The sequence below is a fragment of the Streptomyces sp. ISL-98 genome (assembly GCF_018614055.1).
GTDB lineage: Bacteria > Actinomycetota > Actinomycetes > Streptomycetales > Streptomycetaceae > Streptomyces > Streptomyces spiramyceticus.
Map to the genome: position 1 here is coordinate 196785 of NZ_JAGGPB010000025.1, position 18944 is coordinate 215728.

Genomic DNA, 18944 nt, shown 5'->3' on the forward strand with positions numbered 1-18944 from the left:
GAGGCAAGCCGCCGGACGGGCGACATGGCGTGATGCGGTGCCGAGCGGGGGCACTCATTGCAAGGTCCCCCGTTCTCGACCTCGGACCGCAGATGACCCGGATCGCCGCTGTTCACGGAGTTTTGGCTCCTCACCGGCACGCCCAACGAGAGATCACGGACATGATCGCCCGCGTATGTCTGCCCGAGGGGACGGATCGCTGCGTACTCGACCGGCTGCACGACAGCGCGAAGGTGAAAACCCGTCATACGGTGCTGCCGCTCGACGCATACGCGGAACTTCGCGATTTCGGGGCGGTCAACGACGCCTTCATCGAGGGGGCCGTGAGCCTCGGTGGCGAGGCGGTCGGCGCGGCACTGGACGCGGCGGGCCTCTCGCCGCGCGACGTCGACCTCCTGATGTTCACCTCGGTGACCGGCATCGCCGCACCGTCGGTCGACGCTCGCCTCGTGGGGCCGCTCGGACTGCGCCCGGACGTCAAACGCGTCCCCATCTTCGGGCTGGGGTGCGTCGCGGGGGCGGCCGGAATCGCCCGGCTGCACGACTACCTTCTGGGCCGCCCCGACGACGTGGCCGTCCTTCTGTCGGTGGAGCTGTGCTCTCTCACCTTCCAGCGCAGCGACGCCTCACCGGCCAATCTCGTCGCCGGCGCGCTGTTCGGGGACGGCGCCGCGGCTGTCGTCGCGTGCGGCGCGCGGCGTACGGCCGCCAGCGGGCCGGTGGTGGTCGAGACGCGCAGTCATCTCTATCCGGACACCGAGCACGTGCTGGGCTGGGACATCACGGCCTCCGGCTTCCGCGTCGTACTGGATGCGAGTGTCCCTGATGTCGTGCGCAAGAACCTCGCCGCGGACGTCGACGCATTCCTCGCGGATCACGGTCTCCGCCGGGAGGACATCGCTGCCTGGGTATGCCACCCCGGCGGCGCCAAAGTGCTTGAGGCTGTCGAAGAGGCCCTTGAACTGCCGGACGGCGCACTCGACTTGACCTGGAGTTCACTGGCGGCAGTGGGCAACCTCTCGTCGGCCTCGGTGCTCCACGTCCTGCGCGACACCCTTGCCCAGCGCCGCCCACCGGCCGGCACGGCCGGACTGCTGCTCGCCATGGGCCCGGGGTTCTGCTCCGAACTCGTCCTGCTCCGCTGGTAGGCCATTGGATTGCTAGGGAGGGCAACCCATGCTCTGGTTCACCTTGCTGGTCCTGGCGGTCGGCGCGGAGCGCGTCGCCGAGCTCGTCGTGGCCCGCCGCAACGCCCGCTGGAGCCTGGCCCGCGGGGCCGTCGAAGCGGGACAGCGGCACTATCCGGCGATGGTGGCCCTGCACACCGGGCTGCTCGTCGGCTGCCTGGCGGAAGTCCGGCTGGCAGGGCGGTCGTTCGACCCGGCGCTCGGGTGGGCCATGGCCGCCGTCGTGGTGGCGGCACAGGCTCTGCGCTGGTGGTGCATCCGCACGCTGGGGCCGCGTTGGAACACCCGCGTGCTGGTCGTACCGGATCTTCCCCTGGTCGCGAGCGGCCCGTACCGGTGGCTGAGCCATCCCAACTACGTGGCGGTAGTGGCCGAAGGGCTGGCCCTGCCGCTGGTGCACGGCGCCTGGGTGACCGCCCTGATTTTCACCGTACTCAACGCCGCACTCCTCACCGTACGGATTCGCTGCGAGAACCGGGCGCTGACTCCCGCGCGCGCCGCTGTCGGCAGCAGGGCGGGTGCCGGGCTGTGATCGACCTGCTGGTGGCGGGCGGCGGGCCGGCCGGGCTGGCCACGGCCATCCACGCGGCGTCGGCCGGCATGGAAGCGGTGGTGATCGAACAGCGCAGCACCCCGGTGGACAAGGCATGCGGCGAGGGGATCATGCCCGGCGGTGTACTGGCTCTGGACGCCCTGGGCGTCCGCGTCGGCGGTCGGGCACTGCGCGGCATTCGCTATGTGGACGGACGGTATTGCGCGGAGGCCCTCTTCCGCGACGGCTCGGGTCTTGGTGTTCGCCGTACGGAGTTGCATGCGGCGCTGGCCCGGCGGGCTGCCGAACTCGGCGTCAGGGTCGTCACCGGCAGGGTCGGAGAGGTGCGGCAGAGTACGGACACGGTGAGCGCGGGAGGGCTGCAGGCGCGCTGGCTGGCCGCCGCGGACGGGCTGCACTCGCCGCTGCGCCACTCGCTCGGCCTGGACCTTCCCAGCCGTCGGCCCCGGCGCTTCGGCCTGCGAAGGCACTACCGGGTGGATCCGTGGACGGACTTCGTCGAAGTGCACTGGTCGCCGTTCGGCGAGGCGTACGTGACACCAGTCGGCGACGGCCTGGTCGGAGTGGCCGTACTGAGCACAGTGAGGCGCGGCTACGATGCACACCTGGCCCACTTCCCTCGGCTGCTCCAGCTCCTTGACGGCCCCACCGCCACCCCGGTACGCGGCGCCGGCCCACTGCGCCAGCGGGCACGCCGCCGTACCGCGGGGCGGGTACTGCTCGTGGGCGACGCGGCGGGTTACACCGACGCGCTCACCGGCGAGGGACTCGCCCTCGCGATGGCTTCGGCCGAAGCGGCTGTGCGCTGCCTGAGGTCTGGGCGGCCTCAGGCGTACGAGGGGTGCTGGCGGCGGCTGTCCCGTAGGCATCGCCTGCTGACGGAGGGTCTCGTACGGCTGAGCGGTCACGCCGCCGCAGCTCGCCTGGTGGTACCGGCGGCGGCCAGGCTGCCGTCGGCCTTCGCCGCGGCTGTCCATGCGCTCCAGTGACGCGCTGCACGGCTTACGGAGGCGTGTCGGGCAGCGCGCCGACCGATCCTGGTCAGCTACCCGTGATCCTGGCTGGTGATCCAGCGGCGGTCGGTGGCGGCGTACTCGTAGCGCGGCATTCCCTTGGTGCCGCTGGTGCGGAAGGGTCGTCCGTTGTCGCTGATCCGGACCGTGCCCGAGCGCGCGCCGCTGCTCCACTCCAGCTCCAGGTACCAGTAGCAGTCGCAGTTGACCGTCCTGGAGGTCACCAGCAGCACCTCGGGGTCTGAGGCCGTCACGGTGTACGGGAACGAAACCGCCGGAATCCGGGTTCCGGCCACGCCGTCGAAACCCGCGACGGAACGGGCGACGGGGCGCGGGGCGTCGAGGTTCACGTCGATGTAGCGCGGGCTGAGTGCGCCGCCGCAGCCGTTGTTCATCCCGTAGACGTTCCGCTTGACGGGCACGGCGCGCTCGGTGACGCGCACGCGAAGTGCCTCAAGCACCACCGTCTTCTCGGAGGTGCCCTGGAGGGAGATACGCACATTGGTGTCGCCGCCGTGCAGTGCGCCGAGGGAGCGCGCCCACTGTTTGGCGTCCTGTTCCACGGGGGGCGGAGGGACCTGGTCCGGGCTGCGGTTGATCAGGTAGTTGTGGTTGCAGCCGCTCTGCCAGACGTCGGAGTCGGCGGTCCAGGTGAACGGGACGGCGGTGCCTGTTGCGCCGCCGGTCTTGGGGGCCGGGGCGCGCGGGCCTGTGGTGGTGGGCGGCGTGCTGCGAGCAGGGTTCCGGCGCGGGGGCGCGCTGGTTGACGCCTTGGCGCCACCGGACTTGCTCGGGTGCCCGGTGGGGCTGCCGGTCGGCGGTGGTCCCGTCCGGTCGTCGCTGGCCCCGTCGATGGAGGCGACGGAACGGCGGTCGTCCGCGGCTCCGGACCCGGGCCCCGCAAAGGCCAGCGCGGCAAGCCCGGAGGCGACGGCGACAACCGCGGCCGCGGCAAGAACCACCTTGCGCAGGCGTCGCGGTCGGCGGGGCGAGGGAATTGGGGCTGCGGTGACGTGGGTCGGGGGCCCGGGGGACGGCGCCGGCTCGGCCGGCCCGGGGGGCTGCGCGACCGGTGCGGGGTGGGCCGCGTGATCGGGAGCTGCGGGTTGCGGGGCCGCGGGCTGCTGGGTAGCGGGGGCACGCGTTGAGTCCGGTGTCGCGGGTGCCGACGCCGGCCCCAGGGTCGCGGTGACTCGGGTCGGCCCCTTGTGGGCCGACGCCTTGTGGGCCGACGCCGTGTGGGCCGACGTCGTGGGTACCAACCCCGGTACCGACACCGTAGGGGCCGACGCAGTGGGCACCGACCCCGTACGAGCCGACACCATAGGCACCGACGTCTCAGAGGGCGGCGTCGAAGCCGCCGTCGTAGAGGCCGTCTTCCGGATGGTCTGCGGGCGCCGGGTCGCGTCCGCCAGGATCCACAGTCGGTGCAATTCGAGCAGCTCCTGCGGTGGTGCGCCGCACAGCCGCGCCAGCCGTTCTACCGGCGCGAAGTGCGCCGGTACCGCCTCGCCCGAGCCGTACCGGTGCAGTGTCGACGCGCTCACGCCCAGGCGCCGCGCCAGGGCCCCGTAGCTCCGGCCCGAGCGTTCCTTGAGCGCGCGCACCTGCTCCGCGAAAAGCTCGACTTCGGCTTCTCTCGACGTGCTCATCCGTCCCCCCGCCCCTCCGCCATTCCGGGCCGCATTCCACCCCACCCGCATATCCCCACGTCAGTGGGGGTGGAATGGTTCCACCATCCCGTACACCCGCGTTGGCATTGCGCTGGTCGGCTTCGCCCGCCGAAGCTGATCAATGTCTTCATCAACCACCGCAACGGGGGATATTCCGTCCATGCCTGCATTCCGTACCAAGCTCGCCACTACCTTGACCACCGTCGGCCTGGCCCTGGTCGCCGCCCCGCTCACCCCGGCCACGGCGGCCCCCTCCCCGGCGTTCCTCAACGCCGCGCAGATGCCCGCCTCCTCGACCCCGTGGTCGGCCGGGAGGGTGACCACGGGCCTGCCGGAAGGGGGCGTGCTCTGCGCTCCGGGTGCCCTGCCGGGCAAGGGCACCAGCCACCGTACGTTCCGTACCGAACTGGACACCGGAGGCCTGCAGATCACCACGGTCGCCGCGTCCACCGCGAAGGCCGCCGAGATCGTCACCACACTGCGCCGGGCACTCGCCACGTGCGCGGGGCGCATCGAGCAGCAGTACCCCACCACGCAGGCGAGCAGCGTCTACCACGGCAAGCTGGCGGTGGAGGAGGGCGCATACGTCTACAGCCTCGACACCGAGGACCGCGAGGCCGGAAGCACTGACATCAACTTGTTCTCCGTGGGCCGCGACGGACGCACCGTCACCTACGTGCAGTGGGGCCGCCTGGGCGACCTGGAGGACGCCCCGCTGAAGGGCTTCAAGGCAACCACCCGTACCGCGGTGAAGAATCTCTACCGCTGATACGCCCAGGGGCGGCGCGCTGTACGGACCGCAGCGCGCCGCCCCGCATAGCCCGGCCCGCAATGGGCTGCACACCCTCACCACTCGTAGGACTCACCACTCGTAGAAGGAGTCCATTGATCACTACACGCCGTCGGCGCCGTCTGCGCGTTCTGACAGTTTCACTCCTCGGTCTTGCGCTGGTGACGGGGTGTCAGTCGTCGGACTCCGCGGATACGAAGAACCGGGAGCCGGACCCGGCGGCCTCCGACACAGCGCGGGCCCGCATCACCGTCTCGCCCGCGGGCGCCGGGGCCGGTCCCGTGGATCCCGGACACACCGTCAAAGTGGTAACCGACCACGGAACGCTGACATCCGTCGAGGTCAAGCCCGCCGGGGGCAAGGGCGTCCAGGTGACCGGCACCTGGAAAAACGCCAGGCGCACCTGGCAGTCCGACCGCACGATGACACCCGGCACTGCGTACGTCGTCGAGGCCACCGCCACCAACGCGGACGGCGCCACGACCCGGACCCGGAGCACGTTCCGTACGAGGGTCCCCAAGCTGCTCAACGGCGTCACCGTCACGCCTTCCAACGGCGCGGTCGTCGGCGTCGGGCAGCCCGTGTCGATCGCCTTCGACGCACCTGTACGGGACAGGGCGGCGGTCGAGCGGCGGCTGTCGGTCACCACCACCCCGAAGACCGAGGGCTCGTGGGGCTGGACCCGCGACCCGCTGACCGGCACCGAGCGGGTGGACTGGAGGCCCAGGCACTACTGGGCCAAGGGCACCAAGGTGACGATGCGTGCCGAGCTCAGCGGCGTGGACACCGGCGGCCGCCACCTGCGGCGCGACGTCAGAACCACCTTCACCACCGGAACCGCCCGGATTTCCGAAGTGGACCTGCGCAAACACACGATGACGGTGTTCGAGAACGGCAGGAAAGCCAAGGTCATCCCCATATCGGGCGGCGAGCCGCGGTACCCGACCTGGAACGGCACGATGGTCGTCCTCGGCAAGCAGCGCCTCGTCCGCATGACGTCCGAATCGGTCAATATCGACGACCCGTACGACAAAGATGTGCCGTGGGCGGTCCATCTGACGACCTCGGGCACCTATGTCCACGCCGCCCCGTGGAACGAAGGCAAGGGCTACTTCGGCCGTGTCAACAAGAGCCACGGCTGCGTGGGGATGTCCGGCGCGAACGGCAAGTGGTTCTACAAACGGTCCGTCCCCGGTGACATCGTCAAGGTCACCGGATCACACAGTGCCACGGTCGCGACCGGCAATGGGTACGGCGAGTGGAACCTGAGCTTCGAGCAGTGGCGCAGGCTCAGTTCCCTGCGCTGAGCAGCCACACCGCCTCCCGGCCCGGGTCGCATCGCGGAACGCCCGACACGGGGCGGGTGGAACCATGCGGCGAGTCCGGGCCGGGGCCTACCAAATGTGACCTGTCCACGTCATAATCCCAAGGCCGATCGGGCGGCCGAGGGGACGGGCTCATGAGCGTGGACCGGCGAACCTTTCTCACAGGTGCGATGGCGGTCTCCGCGACCGCCTTGCTGGGCTTACCGAGCGCAGCCGCGGCGCCACGGACGCTCTCCGTACACGACTGGATGGCGGGCCTCGACGACTCCACGCCAGTGCAGCGGCTGACCATCCCCGGCACCCACGACTCGGGCGCGCGGGTAGGCGGACCTTGGGTGGCGTGTCAGAACACCTCCGTCGCCGAGCAGTTGAACAGTGGCATCCGCTTCCTGGACGTACGGTGCCGGGCCATCGGCGACTCCTTCGCCATCCACCACGGCGCGTACTACCAGAACCTGATGTTCGGCGATGTGCTCATCGCCTGCCAGGACTTCCTGCGGGCCCGTCCCTCGGAAACCGTCCTGATGCGCGTCAAGCAGGAGTACTCCGAGGCGGCCGACGCCGAGTTCCGCCGGATCTTCGACCTCTACCTCGACGCGAAGGGCTGGCGGCCGGTCTTCCGTATCGACGCGAGTCTGCCGACGCTGGGGCAGGCCAGGGGCAAGATTGTTCTGCTCGCCGACAACGGAGGGCTGCCCGGCGTCCGGTACGGGGACTCGGTGCTCTTCGACATCCAGGACGACTACATGGCCGAGCCGGGCGCCAAGTACCCCAAGATCGAAACCCAATTCCGCAAAGCCGCCCAGCAGCCCGGAAAGCTCTTCCTCAACTACGTCAGCACGTCGGCGCTGCTGCCGCCCCGCTGGAACTCCGACCGGCTCAACCCCAGAGTGCACGGCTTCCTCGACGGCGCGGAGGCGGGCGGCTGGAAGGGGCTCGGTGTGGTGCCGATGGACTTCCCCAACACCCGGCCGGGACTGGTGGAGTCCCTCATCCGGCACAACCCCGGACAGGGCGCCCAGAGCCAGTGAAAGAGCCACTCCGGGCGGTCGCCTCCGGGGGCGGGCCGGCACCCGGGAACGTAGGCTGGAAAATGGACTCGGGGCACATAGGCTCACCCCGCCGGGAGGCGGATGATCATGGCCGGAATCGTGAGCAGGAACTTCGACTCCGCGGATGAGACCCGTCCGTTCGAGGAGGGCAAGGGCAGGCTCGATTTGATCACCACAGACCGCGGCCCGGTGGGCCGGGCGGTGTTCGAGCCGGGCTGGCAGTGGTCCAAGCACATCAAGCCCATCGCGGGAACCGACAGCTGCCAGGCCGCCCACACCGGTTACGTCGTGAGCGGCCGGATGAAGATCACCATGGACGACGGGGAGACCGGAGAGATCGGGCCGGGCGACTTCATGGACATCAAGCCGGGCCACGACGCCTGGGTGCTCGGCGACGAGCCGTGTGTGGCCCTGGACTGGGTCGGCTTCGGGGACTACGCCAAGCCCGCAGGCTCCTGAAACACGACTTCGCCGCCTCCGGTGAGTCCCGGCCGAGCCCGCGCGCCCGCTCCGACTTGTCGTACTGCCCACCACATGTGATCAGGCGCAGACCCCCCGCGTGGTCGATGTTCTCGTAGACGTCGCATGCGGGCGTTGGCCGGTCAGGCACTGCGGCTGGTTACCCCGTTGACCTGCGCGTCCCTGACGGGCTGCGCCGGAATGGACGCCCCCGGCGACGCCGTCTCGCTCAGGTGCCCCACGCTCGGGCGGGCCCGGTCCACGGCCGCGGTTCCGGTGATGGCCGTGGTCGCCGGGCTCAGGGTGGCCGGTTTGGTGCGGTCGTTGCTGCGGTCGGCAGGCGCATTGGCCATCGCGGCTGACCAGGTGCGGAGCCGGTGGCTGGCAGCCTCGTCGAGGCTGACGGGCGCCCCGCTCTGTACGGCCAGCCGGCTCGCCTCCCGGCCGAGTGCGGCCACGTCGTCCCAGCGGAGGTGCAGCACTACGGACAGTTCAGCACCGCCGTCCGGAAGCCCTTGCATCATCGGCTCGTCACGATTAGTCATTGCCGCTCCTGTCGTTGACGCTGAGACCTTCGCCGCGCCTGGCTGGAGCGCGGACAGCCGGTAGTACGCAATGGGCGGACGTCGTGTTCAGAGCGAACCACCAGCACTGAAACCGATCCATGTGCGTTTCGCGAGCGATCGAACGGCTACCAGCACGGCTCCTGCCCGGACGCCTGGTACACCCAGCTGCGCGACGCGTACATGCCACCAAGGCCGTCGCCCAGGAACTGGGCTTCTGGGAACTCGACTTCTGGGAACTCGACTTCTGGGAATGTGCGGCGCCCCCAGCAATGTGCAGCGCTCCCACATTTGTCGCGTACGCGTCTGGACGTCCGCGCCCCGCGGGGCCACTGTGGTGCCCCATTCACCGCGCGGGAGGGGGACAACTGTGAGGCGCGGACGGATCGCGGTTTTCGTCGCACTGGCACTGGTCTGGGTGACCGGTTGCTCGGACCCCTCCGACTCCTCCTCCGCTCCCCCGCCGGCTCCTCCCGGTACGTCGACCGCCGCGCGGCCGGTGGAGTCCGGGTCGGCCCCGCCCACCGGGGCACCGTCGACGTCGCAGCAGCAGCCGCGTAAGAAGTCCCGTGTGGTGTACGTCGGGGACTCGCTCGCCATGGAGAACCAGCTGGTCCTGGCCGACCGGATCTCCGCCGACGGGCGGGCGACCGTACACCGTGCGCCGTACTCCGGTACAACATTGTGCGATTACCGGGCGGACAGGCCTTACGACTCTCTTGTGCCGCCACGCCACAAGGCGGCCGCTCTGGTCAAGTCCCAGCGCCCGCGGGTCGTCGTGCTCCAGTTCTGGGGCAACTCCTGGGCGTACACGCCGTGTATGGACTCGATCCCCCAGGGCGGCGGCTCGCGCTACTACACCCGGTACGCGGCCGACGCGAAAGCGCTCACGGAGCAGATCGCGGCAGCGGCCCGGGACGTCGGAATCCCACGGCCCAGGATCGTGTGGGTGCTGCAGGCGCCCGACGCCTTCTCCCCGGACCGGGTCCGCCGCGTCAACGGCATCTACCGGGCCCAGGCCGCGGCCTCCGGGGACATGGTGGCGGACGCCGGTCGGCACGTGAGCCCGGCAAGTGACCGCTACACCTGGGCGCAGCGGCTGCCCTGCAACAACGACGAACGGGCCCGCGCACGCGATTGCAGCGGTGGGCTTGTCACGCTGCACCGTGACGACGACCATCTGCACTTCTGCCTCGCCCCGACGACGAAGCGGCCGAGACCCTGTCCGGTGCGTTCGCCGGGCATCGTGCGCTGCTGCAAGGCGATCGCCGCGGTCGTCGACGCGTATCTGCGCCGAACGGCGTGACCGGCCCAGAACCCTCGTCTGCCGTTCTCGGATCGCGCAGTAGCCCGGAATGCCCGTTCAATGTATCGAAGCGTGCGCCGCAGTGACGCACAGCAACCCATTGGTGGGTGCCACCGGCAGTTCCGCGAACGGAGCCGCGCCATGACAACCGAGGACGTGGCACAGCTGGTGTCCATCCTCGGCCACGACGCAAGCGAGCATCGCCCCCCGACCCTGGATGGCGCCACACCCGAACCGTTGGCGCCGAGCGTCGGAGCGAGCGTCGGCACCGCCCGTAGCCCGGCATCCTCGGAACCCGCGGCTCCTGCGACCCCCGCAGCTCCCGCGGCTGTCGATCTGCCGTTCGGCCCGCCGGTGTGGCCCCCGTCCGCCCCCAAGCCGGCCTTCGGCGACCCGTTCGTCACCGAACCGGGCGGCAACACCGTCTCGCCTGCCCTTCGTTCCGTACTGCGGTGGCCCGCGGCGCTCCTGCTCGCCTGCGGCATCATCCACCTGCCGACAGACTTCGCCCACCTGCGCTCGGTCGGATACGCGGACGCGTTCTTCCTCGCCGTCACCCTGCTCAGCATGGTGACGGCGTATGGCTGGCTGTACGGGACACGGCGCGCGTCTGGGTGGCAGGCGCTGCGGCTGCTGTCGGCATCGATGCCCTGCATACGATGGCGAGCCTCGGCAACTTGAAGCTCTCTCCCGGCTGAAGCCGGGAGATTCCCTCCTAGGTTGCTCTGGCGGGTTTGACAGGTCATGCCTGTCCGGCGACGACCCTCCCGGCCGCCGGAGCAAGTACGGGACTCGCTCACGTCATGCTGTACCTCTGCGACTCCAGCTTGGTTGTCGCTGAGGTCTCCGATGACTCTGGCGAACTCCGGCGCTCCGCGCCTTCGATTCAAGGATGGCCTTCACCTCCGCCGTAAACAGCGGAGCACTGGCCAAGATCAGAGGTAGACCTGACGCACAGCAGTCTGAGTGCGTCCTTGGCGTGGGCGGACACCGCAGCGGTGGCCTGTGCCGCGATCGGCGCGGTGCTCGCCGGTTCGGCCCTGTTGCACCGTGAGAAGCCGGACGACGCGACGAACGCACCTGAAGCGACGGCCGGGCAATGAGGAAGATCATCCTGATGATGTCGGTGTCCCTTGACGGGTTAATCGAGGGCCCGGACCGTCAGATCGACTGGCACATGGTCGACGACGAACTGCAGTACCGCGACCATGGCCGAGTTTGCCGGTATCTGGCGGGACATGCCCAAGGTCGTGTTCTCCCGGACCCTGGAGCGGGCGGACTGGAACACGACCATCGCCCGGGACGTCGACGTCGACGAGATCAGGGCGCTCAAGGCGCAGCCCGGCGGAGACCTGGCGCTCGGTGGGCCCGACCTCGCTGCGGCGTTCATGGAGCACGGTCTGATCGACGAGTACCGGATCTACGTACGCCCGGTCCTGATCGGACGGGGCAAACCGCTGTTCCCAGGGATCGGACGCCAAGGTCAGTCTCCGGCTCGTCGAGACCCGGACCTTCGGCAACGGGGGGTCGTCCTCCTCCATCACCTCGTACCGAGTACCGGCGTGCCGAGGCCTCCGCTCAGGGGTGATCTTCGCGGAACAGCGCGTCGATCTCCCGCAGGAAGTGGTCCATGTCCCTGGGCCTGCGCGAGGTGATGAGTACCCACCCGCCGGAGTCGTCGCTGACAACCGGCTTGTCCACCCAGTTGCCGCCGGCGTTGCTGATGTCCGTCTTGATCGACGCGTAGGAGGTCAGGGTCTTGCCCTCCAGCACCCCCGCCTCGACGAGTGCCCACGGCCCGTGGCAGATCGCCGCAACCGGGCGCCCCGAGGACTGGAACGAACGGACGATGCCGACCGCCTTGTCGTCCAGGCGCAGCCTGTCGGCGTTCTGCGTGCCGCCGGGTACGAGCAGCATGTCGTACGAGGAGGGCTCCGCCTCGGCCAGCGTGAGTGTGGGCTCGACGGTCTCGCCCCGCTTCTTGTCACCGATGAGGGTCTGGATCGGATCCGCCGAGACGGCCGCCACGTCCACCTCGGCGCCGGCTTCCCTCAGGTGCTGCACGGGGACGACGAGTTCGTCGTGCTCGACGCCGTAGTTGGTCACGATCGCCAGGACACGGCGACCGGCCAGATCGTTGTCTTGGGCAGTTGTCATACGCCGTCTTCCCCAGGTCTGCTCGTCTCGGAGGGAGCCGCCCGGGGCTTCGCCACCCTGGGCCGGCTCCCCATCACACTTCCTACGTCCGGCCCGCAACGGCAGCCAACACGCCACGGCGCTGCCGGCTCCGCGTCATCCGATTGCCTGGCCGTCTGCTGCCGATCAGGGGACGGCGACCGGCGCTCTGCGCTACGCCTTGCGCGCCCCGTGACCAGCGAACGTACAGATGCTCGTGACGCTCGACGAGCGCGGTCACTTCATCGAGGGTGCGCAGGACGGGCAGCTCGTCCGCGGTGCTGCTCATACCGGTCCTCGGGGCGGAGCGGGCAGGCATCGTGGCATCGGTCATGGCGGGTCGCTCAGGGCTCGTCGAGCTTCCGGGTGTCGCGGGGCTCGACGTACGGCTCCTCCTCCTGCGGGTGCCCGGCCTCGATGGCGCGGCCGCGTTCGAGCTCGGCGTTGAACTCCAGGCCGAGCAGAATGGCGATGTTGGAGATCCACAGCCACACCAGGAAGATGATGACCGCCGCCAGGCTTCCGTAGGTCTTGTCGTAGCTGCTGAAGTTCGCCACGTACAGCGCGAAGAGGGCGGAGGCGGCGATCCAGATGAGCACCGCGAGGATGCTGCCGGGGGTGACCCAGCGGAAACCGCGTTTGACGTTCGGCGCAGCCCAGTACAGCAGCGCGATCACGAAGCTGAACAGCAGGACCAGAACGGGCCACTTGACGTAATTGAACACGGTGATGGCGGTGTCCCCCATGCCGAGGACCTCGCCCGTTTTCTGCGCCAGCTTGCCGGTGAAGACCACGCCGATCGCGATCGCAGCCAGCAGCACCACCACGACGAGCGTGATGCCGAACCGGGTGGGCAGTGTCTTCCACACCGGGCGGCCCTCGCCGATGTCGTAGACGGCGTTGGAGGCGCGCATGAACGCCGCGATGTAGCCCGAAGCCGACCACAGGGCGACGACGATGCCGATGATCAGAGCGGCACTCGCCTTGCCCTGGCCGCTCTCCAGCTGGGTCAGCGTGCTGTTGAGGATGTCGCGGACCGCCCCCGGGGCCAGGCTGCCCACATTGTCGATCAGCGGCTTGATCGACGAGGTGCCCAGCAGTCCCAGGATCGACATCAGCGCCAGCAGGGCCGGGAAGATCGACAGCACGCCGTAGTACGTCAGGGCAGCCGCCAGGTCGGTGAGGTTGTCTTCCTTGAACTCCTTCACGGTGCGTTTCAGAACGCCCGTCCAGGACTCCTTGGGCAGGTCCGTCGGCTTCTTGACCGGCTCGTTGTTGTCCGGTGTGCGTCGCGCCATGATTCACCACTCTCCAAAGAGGCAGCGTGTGGGCGTCATCCGGGCCAGGTGCCGGTCACGTGCTCAGTGGCGGTCGTGCCTGCGCCGAGGGGCTTGTCAGCAATCTTCGATGCCTTCATTGCCGGCCTCCGCTTCGTGGCTGGTCGTTGCGCAGGTACCCGGGGCGGCGTGACACATCCGTGGCTGTCGCCGCCTTCTCACAGCAATCTGCGCAGCAGCAGGCGGGGGGCGGGGCGTACGAGGGAGGCACGGGCCACAGCGGCGGTGAACCCGACTGCGGCAGCGGTGTGCCCGGAAGGGAAGGAGGAGCTGTCCGGCCGCTCGTGCGGGCCCTCGTGGCGGATCAACTGCTCCGGTGGCCTGCGCCGCTCGTACAGCTGCTCGCCCACCGCGTTGCAGACCGGCTCGGACACTCCCATGCTCGCCGGCCCCACGGCCGCCGCCTTCCGGCCCCTGTGTCCGCCGGTCGCGGCATCGCCACCGCCAGGCCCGGCCCGGCCCGGCCACAGCTTGGTGCGCCCGGCCGCGGGCTCCAGGCGCGTCTGTCATGGATCCGCTCGCCGTATCCCGTCCGGAGCCGACTCGCACGCCGGGGCGGCAGGCCGGCACGTACTGCCTCGGCTTCCATGGCACCCCCGGCGGCGGCGACTCGCATCCCGGACGCGGCGGCCGGCGTGCGCGGTTCCCGGCCGGTGCCGACGCCTAGCGCCGGTACGCCATCGACGCGCGCACGTCGCTGAAGTCGACCGCCAGCTCCACCTCCCGCAGAGTCTGCTCGGCCGCCTGGCGCACCTCGGCCGGGACGTCCCCGCGCTCCTCCACCAGACCGGCGTAGATCGGTGCGTCGGTCTTGTCTGTGAAACTCACGTCGAACTACCTATCGATCAGTTGCGTACGCTGACCGCCCGGCGGGCGGAAACGGGGGCGAGTTTACGTCCTCTTCATCCGGCGCTGTGGCGCGCACCAGAGAACGAGCCGACTCCGGGCGATCGAGGGCGTATATGCGTCGGTATGGGGGGCCGGGGCCCGGCCCGTCGTCGGTCCGGGCCGGGGATCGAGGTACTCCATCACGGTGACAGCGGCGACGCCCGGTATTCGTACAGAAGAGATCGGGCACCCATCGGCGCATGAAGGTGAACCCGATCGAAATGCAGAACTCCCTCGGCGGCGTCAACTACCCCGCTTCCAAGAAGCAGATCATCGACCAGGCGAAAACCAACGGCGCGAGCCAAGAAGTCAGGAAAGCGCTGGGTGCCCTGCCGGAGAAGGAATACGACTCTCCGGCGGCCATCAACAAGGAAGTCGGCAAAGGAGCCTGAATCCTCGACCGCAGCCTGAATATGACCGGTACCCCGTGACAGCAGCTGTCACGGGGTACCGGCATTGGGACTGGCACACCGCGCACCACGCACCGCACCAGAACACCGCCACCACAACGCCGTAGCCGTGGGCGGTCACCCGGATGCCCCGGCCGCCTTGCCTTCCAGCCCTCCCAGCCATCGCATGGAGTACATGACGCGAGCCCACCGGGGGCTCGCCCACGCCGCCGGAGCGGCATCGCAGCTGCGCCGTCGGATTTGCAGGAAAGGGCGCTATGTACGTTCGCACCATTTACGCGACAGGTGATCCGGCCGAACTCGACGGCGTGGTCGAGGCACTCAGCACCGAGGGCCGCAGGCTGCTGTCGGAACAGGCGGGCTATCGCGGCATGGGCTTGTTCGTCGACCGCGAACTCGGCAAGCTCGTGGCGGGAACGTGGTGGGAGGACGAAAAAGCGGAGCAGGCCAGTGACGATCGCCTGCGCGAGCGGCGGGCCGAATTGCTGGCGCCGTTCGCGCGGACTGTGGCGGTCGACAAATGGGAGGCGGCAGTCGCCCGGCGTCCGGCCGCGCTCGGCTCCGGTGCCTGGTTCCGGCTGCTCCGGCTGGAGTTCGAGCCGTCCGACGCGGACCTGCTGGTGGACACCTTCGAGAAGACCGGACTGCCCAAGCTCGAGACGATCCGCGGTTTCGAGGGCGCGTCGCTGCTCATCGACCGCGCGAAGGGCCGAGCCACCGTCGGTGCCCTCTGGACCGATCGCAACACGCTCGTGGCGTCCCGGGCCGCCGTCGCGGGTATTCGGGGCGAGGCCACCGCGAAGGCGCGTGTGATCACGCGGAGCCTCGAAGAGTTCGAGGTGGTCTTCGTGGCCCCTGTCTCACCTGCCTGACGAGTAGGCCCTCCCCCGGGCTACAGCATTTCCAAGATACGGAATATATTTTCCGATACGTCGTAGCCCGGGGGAGGAATTACACCATGTGCATTGAAAATGCACTACCGCGCCGAGCGGCCGCCGAATTGGTGGGAACCGCTGCGCTGGTGACCGTGATCATCGGTTCCGGCATCCAGGCCACCGGGCTCAGCCAGGACGACGGAGTCCGGCTCCTCGCCAACGCACTGGCCTCGGCGATCGGGCTCGGCCTGCTCATCGCCCTCTTCAGCCCGGTCTCCGGGGCTCACCTCAACCCGGTCATCACACTCTTCATGTGGTGGTCGCGACGGGGCGGCAACGACGGGCTCAGCCGCCGCGAGGTCGCCCTGTACATCACCGCGCAGTTCACCGGAGCCGTCACGGGCGCGCTCCTCGCCGAAGCCATGTTCGGCCGGATGCCCGGCGTCTGGTCCACCCAGATCCGGTCGGCCGGCCATCTACTCATCGGCGAAACAGTCGCCACAGCAGGGCTGGTCCTCCTGGTGCACGGGCTGGACCGCATAGGCCGCGCGAAGCTCACCCCCGTCGCAGTCGCCGCATACATCGGGGCGGCGATCTGGTTCACCTCGTCCGGATCCTTCGCCAACCCCGCGGCTACGGTCGGCCGGTCGCTCACCGATTCCTTCACCGGCATCGCTCCCGCGTCACTCCCCGGTTTCATCACCGCTCAGCTCCTCGGCGGCCTCCTCGGCACTGGCTTGGCGGCCGTCCTCTACGGGCCACTGGCAAAACCCTGGACGGCTGAAAGCGCCGGCTGACCGCCGCGGGGGCCGGTGCACATCCGCACGGCTCTTTATGATCAGTCGCACTACAGGCGACCGGGGAGGCTGAACGACCATGGCTGATAGGCAAGTTGTCATCGTTACTGGCGGGGGTACGGGCATTGGTGCTGCCACTGCCCGGTTGTTGCGCACCGCCGGGCACCGAGTGGTTGTGTCCGGGCGCCGGCCGGAGCCGTTGCATCAGCTCGCGGAGGAGATCGGCGTCCTGGCCCATCCGTCCGACATCGGCGACCCGGAGTCCGTCGTCGCTCTCGTGGACGCCACATTGGCCGCGTACGGCCGCGTGGACGGGCTCGTACTCAACGCGGGCACGGGGCGCAGTGGCGCCGTGGGTGACCTGTCGATCGAGGACTGGGACGTAGTCATGCGCACCAACCTCACCGGTCCCTTCCACCTCCTGCGCAGCGCACTCCCGCACCTGCTGAAGGCGCGCGGGTCGGTCGTCGCGGTCGCCTCGGTGTCCGCGCTACGCAACGGGGTGGGCAACGCCGCGTACGCCACGTCCAAGGCAGCCCTGCTTCAGCTCTGCCGGTCCCTGGCCGTCGACTACGGACAGCATGGGCTGCGCGCCAACACCGTGTGCCCCAGCTGGGTGCGCACCGAGATGGCAGACCGGCGGATGGCTCGCTTCGCTGAGGAGGCGGGGCTCGGGGACGGCGAGATCGATGCGGCGTACGACGAAGCGACCCGGCTGCTTCCCGCGCGGCGCCCCGGCGAACCGCAGGAGGTCGCCGAGGCGATCGCCTGGCTGCTCTCGCCCGCGGCGTCCTTCGTGAACGGTGCGGTGCTGACCGTGGACGGCGGGGTGACGGCGCTCGACCCCGGGACTGCCGCGTTCGACTTCCGCATCGAGCCCCGAGAGAACGAGCCCCGTACGGCTGGTGGGAGTCGCGGCTGAGCCTCTGGGTGACCGCTCGTCAGCCCCCGGCGGCGGACGTTCGTCGGGGCGGGTACGGCACCGCGGGGCGTCTGTGTGCCCAGCCGAGGAGGACGACCGAGCACACGGCAGCAAAGGCGCACCAGGTCGAGATGAACTCCAGCCGCCACAGGGCCGCGCAGATCGCCGCCCCGACGGTGACCAGGACTCCGAGCAGCCGCAGTCGGCGGTCGTCTGCGAGGAGCAGCGCGCCGGCTGTGGCCACGAGGTAGCCCGCGACGAGCATCTCGGGATGCGGCAGGTCGAGTACGTAGCCGAGGGTGTGGCCGCGGATTTCGGCCGTCACGGGACGGGTGGCCAGGCAGTACGCCAGAGCTACGGCGGTCGCTGCTCCGGCTGCGACGGGGACTGCCAGTCGGCGCCGGGCGTGTGCCGACGCGGCGCACAGCACACCCAGCGGCACCCACAGTGCCAGCAACGGAAGGGCGATGACGGCCCAGACGACCGTGGCGGGGCCCGTACCGCCGTCCGAGCGCCAGACCACGGACTCGATGATCTGATGCGCCCCGAGGAGGAGCGGCAGCGCGGCGAGTGGCAGATCGCGAGCCCGGTGCGGGCGCGCGACGCACGCAGCCCCGACCGCGGCGATACCGATTCCCGCCACGAGATCGGCGGTCGCACTCCAGCACATTGGCGTCACCCGGACCACAGCGTCACGTGAATCGGTCGTTACCGTGGGCAACGCTACGGCGCTCCTCGCCGACGCCCCCGGGGACACTCGGCTCGGGCCGAATTCGTTTCACCGCCCACCGGAGACCCTCAGGACCGTCCCGGTGGTGTACGAGGCGTCGGGTGACAGCAGCCATGCGACGGCCGCAGCGATCTCGTCCGGCTCGCCGGGTCGCCCGAGCGGGATCTGCGCGGCCGCTTTCGCCGGGCGATCGGGGTCCCCCATCGCGGCATGCATCTCGGTGTTGATGACGCCAGGGGCGACCGCGTTGACCCTGATGCCGTCCGCGCCAAGTTCCTTGGCCAGTCCGACGGTCAGGGCGTCGGTGGCTGCTTTCGTCGCGGCGTAGTGCACGTACTCGCCGGGACTGCCGAGCGTGGCCGCTGCGGAGGAGATGTTGACGATGGCGCCGGAGCCGAACGCCGCCATGTCCCGCGCGGCGCGTCGGCAACACATCAGGTAGCCCAGGAGGTTCACTTCGACCACCCGGCGCAGGTGCTCGGTGCGGGCATCGGTGAGTCTGCCGAGGGGGCCGGTCACTCCGGCGTTGTTCACCAGGCCCGTGACGCGCCCGAGTTCCGCCGCGGCGGTGTCGAACAGCCGCTCCACGTCAGCCTCGTCGGACGTGTCCACCCGCACCGTGACACAGCGCGCCCCCGCCGCACGCACTGCGTCAGCAGTCTCCTCCGCCGCCGCACTGTTGCTGACGTACCCCAGGACGAGATCGTGCCCGTCGGCCGCCAACCGGAGGCACGTTGCCGCGCCGATGCCTCGACTGCCGCCTGTGACGATGGTGACCGGGCGTGACATGGATTGCCTCCTGCGATCGCTGGTACATACACGGTTCAACAGCAAGTCGTACCTCACCGCCCGCCGGGCACGGCGGGCGGCCCCTCAGATTCACATTTGC

Annotated in this window: 23 protein-coding genes and 1 pseudogene; 15 read left to right on the forward strand and 9 right to left on the reverse strand. The window is 69.7% G+C overall.

Annotated elements, in window-relative coordinates; translation table 11 throughout:
• Positions 1-92 precede the first annotated feature (92 nt).
• From J7I98_RS18270 to J7I98_RS18280, 3 genes are read left to right on the forward strand one after another with little or no spacing between them, the layout of a single operon-like run.
• Complete coding sequence (locus tag J7I98_RS18270) at positions 93-1148, forward strand: type III polyketide synthase (RefSeq protein ID WP_214921779.1); 1056 nt, start codon at positions 93-95, stop codon at positions 1146-1148.
• A gap of 28 nt (positions 1149-1176) precedes the next feature.
• Positions 1177-1719: an isoprenylcysteine carboxyl methyltransferase family protein gene (locus tag J7I98_RS18275; protein ID WP_214921780.1), complete on the forward strand. Its 543-nt coding sequence runs from the start codon at positions 1177-1179 to the stop codon at positions 1717-1719.
• Entirely contained in the window at positions 1716-2729 is a 1014-nt protein-coding gene (locus J7I98_RS18280; RefSeq protein ID WP_214921781.1) for an NAD(P)/FAD-dependent oxidoreductase, read from the forward strand. The genes J7I98_RS18275 and J7I98_RS18280 overlap by 4 nt, the downstream gene beginning before the upstream one ends.
• Positions 2730-2785: 56 nt before the next feature.
• Here J7I98_RS18280 and J7I98_RS42250 read toward each other — a convergent pair whose 3' ends face one another.
• Positions 2786-4405 carry a transcriptional regulator gene (locus J7I98_RS42250; RefSeq protein WP_285438044.1) on the reverse strand — a complete coding sequence of 540 codons (1620 nt, stop codon included), beginning with the start codon at positions 4403-4405 and terminating at the stop codon, positions 2786-2788.
• A 181-nt stretch (positions 4406-4586) separates the two neighbouring features.
• Here J7I98_RS42250 and J7I98_RS18290 point away from each other — a divergent pair, with 181 nt between their 5' ends.
• From J7I98_RS18290 to J7I98_RS18305, 4 genes are all read left to right on the forward strand, one after another.
• Positions 4587-5195 (forward strand): hypothetical protein, encoded by a 609-nt coding sequence (locus J7I98_RS18290; RefSeq protein WP_214921783.1) that lies wholly within the window; start codon positions 4587-4589, stop codon positions 5193-5195.
• 116 nt (positions 5196-5311) lie between these two features.
• A complete protein-coding gene (locus J7I98_RS18295; RefSeq protein WP_214921784.1) occupies positions 5312-6523 on the forward strand; it encodes an Ig-like domain-containing protein in 1212 nt (403 codons plus the stop codon).
• A 152-nt stretch (positions 6524-6675) separates the two neighbouring features.
• Positions 6676-7572, forward strand: coding sequence for a phosphatidylinositol-specific phospholipase C (locus J7I98_RS18300; RefSeq protein WP_214921785.1), 897 nt, complete (start codon positions 6676-6678; stop codon positions 7570-7572).
• A 108-nt stretch (positions 7573-7680) separates the two neighbouring features.
• On the forward strand, positions 7681-8052 hold the full coding sequence (locus J7I98_RS18305) for a cupin domain-containing protein (RefSeq protein WP_214921786.1): 372 nt from the start codon (positions 7681-7683) through the stop codon (positions 8050-8052).
• A 143-nt stretch (positions 8053-8195) separates the two neighbouring features.
• Here the strand turns inward: J7I98_RS18305 and J7I98_RS18310 are convergent, their stop codons facing one another.
• Complete coding sequence (locus tag J7I98_RS18310; RefSeq protein ID WP_214921787.1) at positions 8196-8597, reverse strand: hypothetical protein; 402 nt, start codon at positions 8595-8597, stop codon at positions 8196-8198.
• Positions 8598-8985: 388 nt separating this feature from the next.
• On the opposite strand from J7I98_RS18310, the gene J7I98_RS18315 reads away from it, so the two are divergent.
• The 4 genes and pseudogenes from J7I98_RS18315 to J7I98_RS18325 form a co-directional block, all read left to right on the forward strand.
• Entirely contained in the window at positions 8986-9921 is a 936-nt protein-coding gene (locus J7I98_RS18315) for an SGNH/GDSL hydrolase family protein (RefSeq protein WP_214921788.1), read from the forward strand.
• 141 nt (positions 9922-10062) lie between these two features.
• The gene (locus tag J7I98_RS18320) at positions 10063-10602 is read left to right on the forward strand and encodes a hypothetical protein (RefSeq protein WP_214921789.1); all 540 of its coding nucleotides are present in this window, start codon (positions 10063-10065) and stop codon (positions 10600-10602) included.
• Between the two features lie 293 nt (positions 10603-10895).
• On the forward strand, positions 10896-11024 hold the full coding sequence (locus J7I98_RS42255) for a hypothetical protein (RefSeq protein ID WP_285438045.1): 129 nt from the start codon (positions 10896-10898) through the stop codon (positions 11022-11024).
• Positions 11021-11445: pseudogene (locus J7I98_RS18325) on the forward strand (dihydrofolate reductase family protein); the annotation flags it as partial. The gene J7I98_RS42255 and the pseudogene J7I98_RS18325, both read left to right, overlap by 4 nt.
• 54 nt (positions 11446-11499) lie before the next feature.
• Here J7I98_RS18325 and J7I98_RS18330 read toward each other — a convergent pair.
• From J7I98_RS18330 to J7I98_RS18345, 5 genes are all read right to left on the reverse strand, one after another.
• On the reverse strand, positions 11500-12078 hold the full coding sequence (locus J7I98_RS18330) for a type 1 glutamine amidotransferase domain-containing protein (RefSeq protein ID WP_214921790.1): 579 nt from the start codon (positions 12076-12078) through the stop codon (positions 11500-11502).
• An 82-nt stretch (positions 12079-12160) separates the two neighbouring features.
• On the reverse strand, positions 12161-12430 hold the full coding sequence (locus J7I98_RS42260) for a DUF6098 family protein (RefSeq protein WP_308377849.1): 270 nt from the start codon (positions 12428-12430) through the stop codon (positions 12161-12163).
• 10 nt (positions 12431-12440) lie between these two features.
• A complete protein-coding gene (locus J7I98_RS18335; protein ID WP_214921791.1) occupies positions 12441-13394 on the reverse strand; it encodes a YihY/virulence factor BrkB family protein in 954 nt (317 codons plus the stop codon).
• A 197-nt stretch (positions 13395-13591) separates the two neighbouring features.
• Complete coding sequence (locus J7I98_RS18340; protein ID WP_214921792.1) at positions 13592-13813, reverse strand: hypothetical protein; 222 nt, start codon at positions 13811-13813, stop codon at positions 13592-13594.
• 283 nt (positions 13814-14096) lie between these two features.
• Positions 14097-14261 (reverse strand): hypothetical protein, encoded by a 165-nt coding sequence (locus J7I98_RS18345; RefSeq protein ID WP_214921793.1) that lies wholly within the window; start codon positions 14259-14261, stop codon positions 14097-14099.
• A 260-nt stretch (positions 14262-14521) separates the two neighbouring features.
• Between J7I98_RS18345 and J7I98_RS18350 the strand changes: the two genes are divergently transcribed.
• From J7I98_RS18350 to J7I98_RS18365, 4 genes are all read left to right on the forward strand, one after another.
• Positions 14522-14713, forward strand: coding sequence for a DUF2795 domain-containing protein (locus J7I98_RS18350; protein ID WP_214921794.1), 192 nt, complete (start codon positions 14522-14524; stop codon positions 14711-14713).
• A 275-nt stretch (positions 14714-14988) separates the two neighbouring features.
• Complete coding sequence (locus J7I98_RS18355) at positions 14989-15603, forward strand: hypothetical protein (RefSeq protein ID WP_214921795.1); 615 nt, start codon at positions 14989-14991, stop codon at positions 15601-15603.
• Between the two features lie 86 nt (positions 15604-15689).
• Positions 15690-16403 carry an aquaporin gene (locus J7I98_RS18360; RefSeq protein ID WP_214921796.1) on the forward strand — a complete coding sequence of 238 codons (714 nt, stop codon included), beginning with the start codon at positions 15690-15692 and terminating at the stop codon, positions 16401-16403.
• Positions 16404-16482: 79 nt separating this feature from the next.
• On the forward strand, positions 16483-17325 hold the full coding sequence (locus tag J7I98_RS18365; RefSeq protein WP_214921797.1) for an SDR family NAD(P)-dependent oxidoreductase: 843 nt from the start codon (positions 16483-16485) through the stop codon (positions 17323-17325).
• Positions 17326-17344: 19 nt separating this feature from the next.
• Here J7I98_RS18365 and J7I98_RS18370 read toward each other — a convergent pair whose 3' ends face one another.
• Both J7I98_RS18370 and J7I98_RS18375 read right to left on the reverse strand, forming a co-directional pair.
• Positions 17345-17995 (reverse strand): DUF6629 family protein, encoded by a 651-nt coding sequence (locus J7I98_RS18370; protein ID WP_214921798.1) that lies wholly within the window; start codon positions 17993-17995, stop codon positions 17345-17347.
• A 108-nt stretch (positions 17996-18103) separates the two neighbouring features.
• Positions 18104-18844, reverse strand: a complete 741-nt coding sequence (locus tag J7I98_RS18375; protein ID WP_214921799.1) for an SDR family NAD(P)-dependent oxidoreductase — start codon at positions 18842-18844, stop codon at positions 18104-18106.
• Positions 18845-18944: the final 100 nt, after the last annotated feature.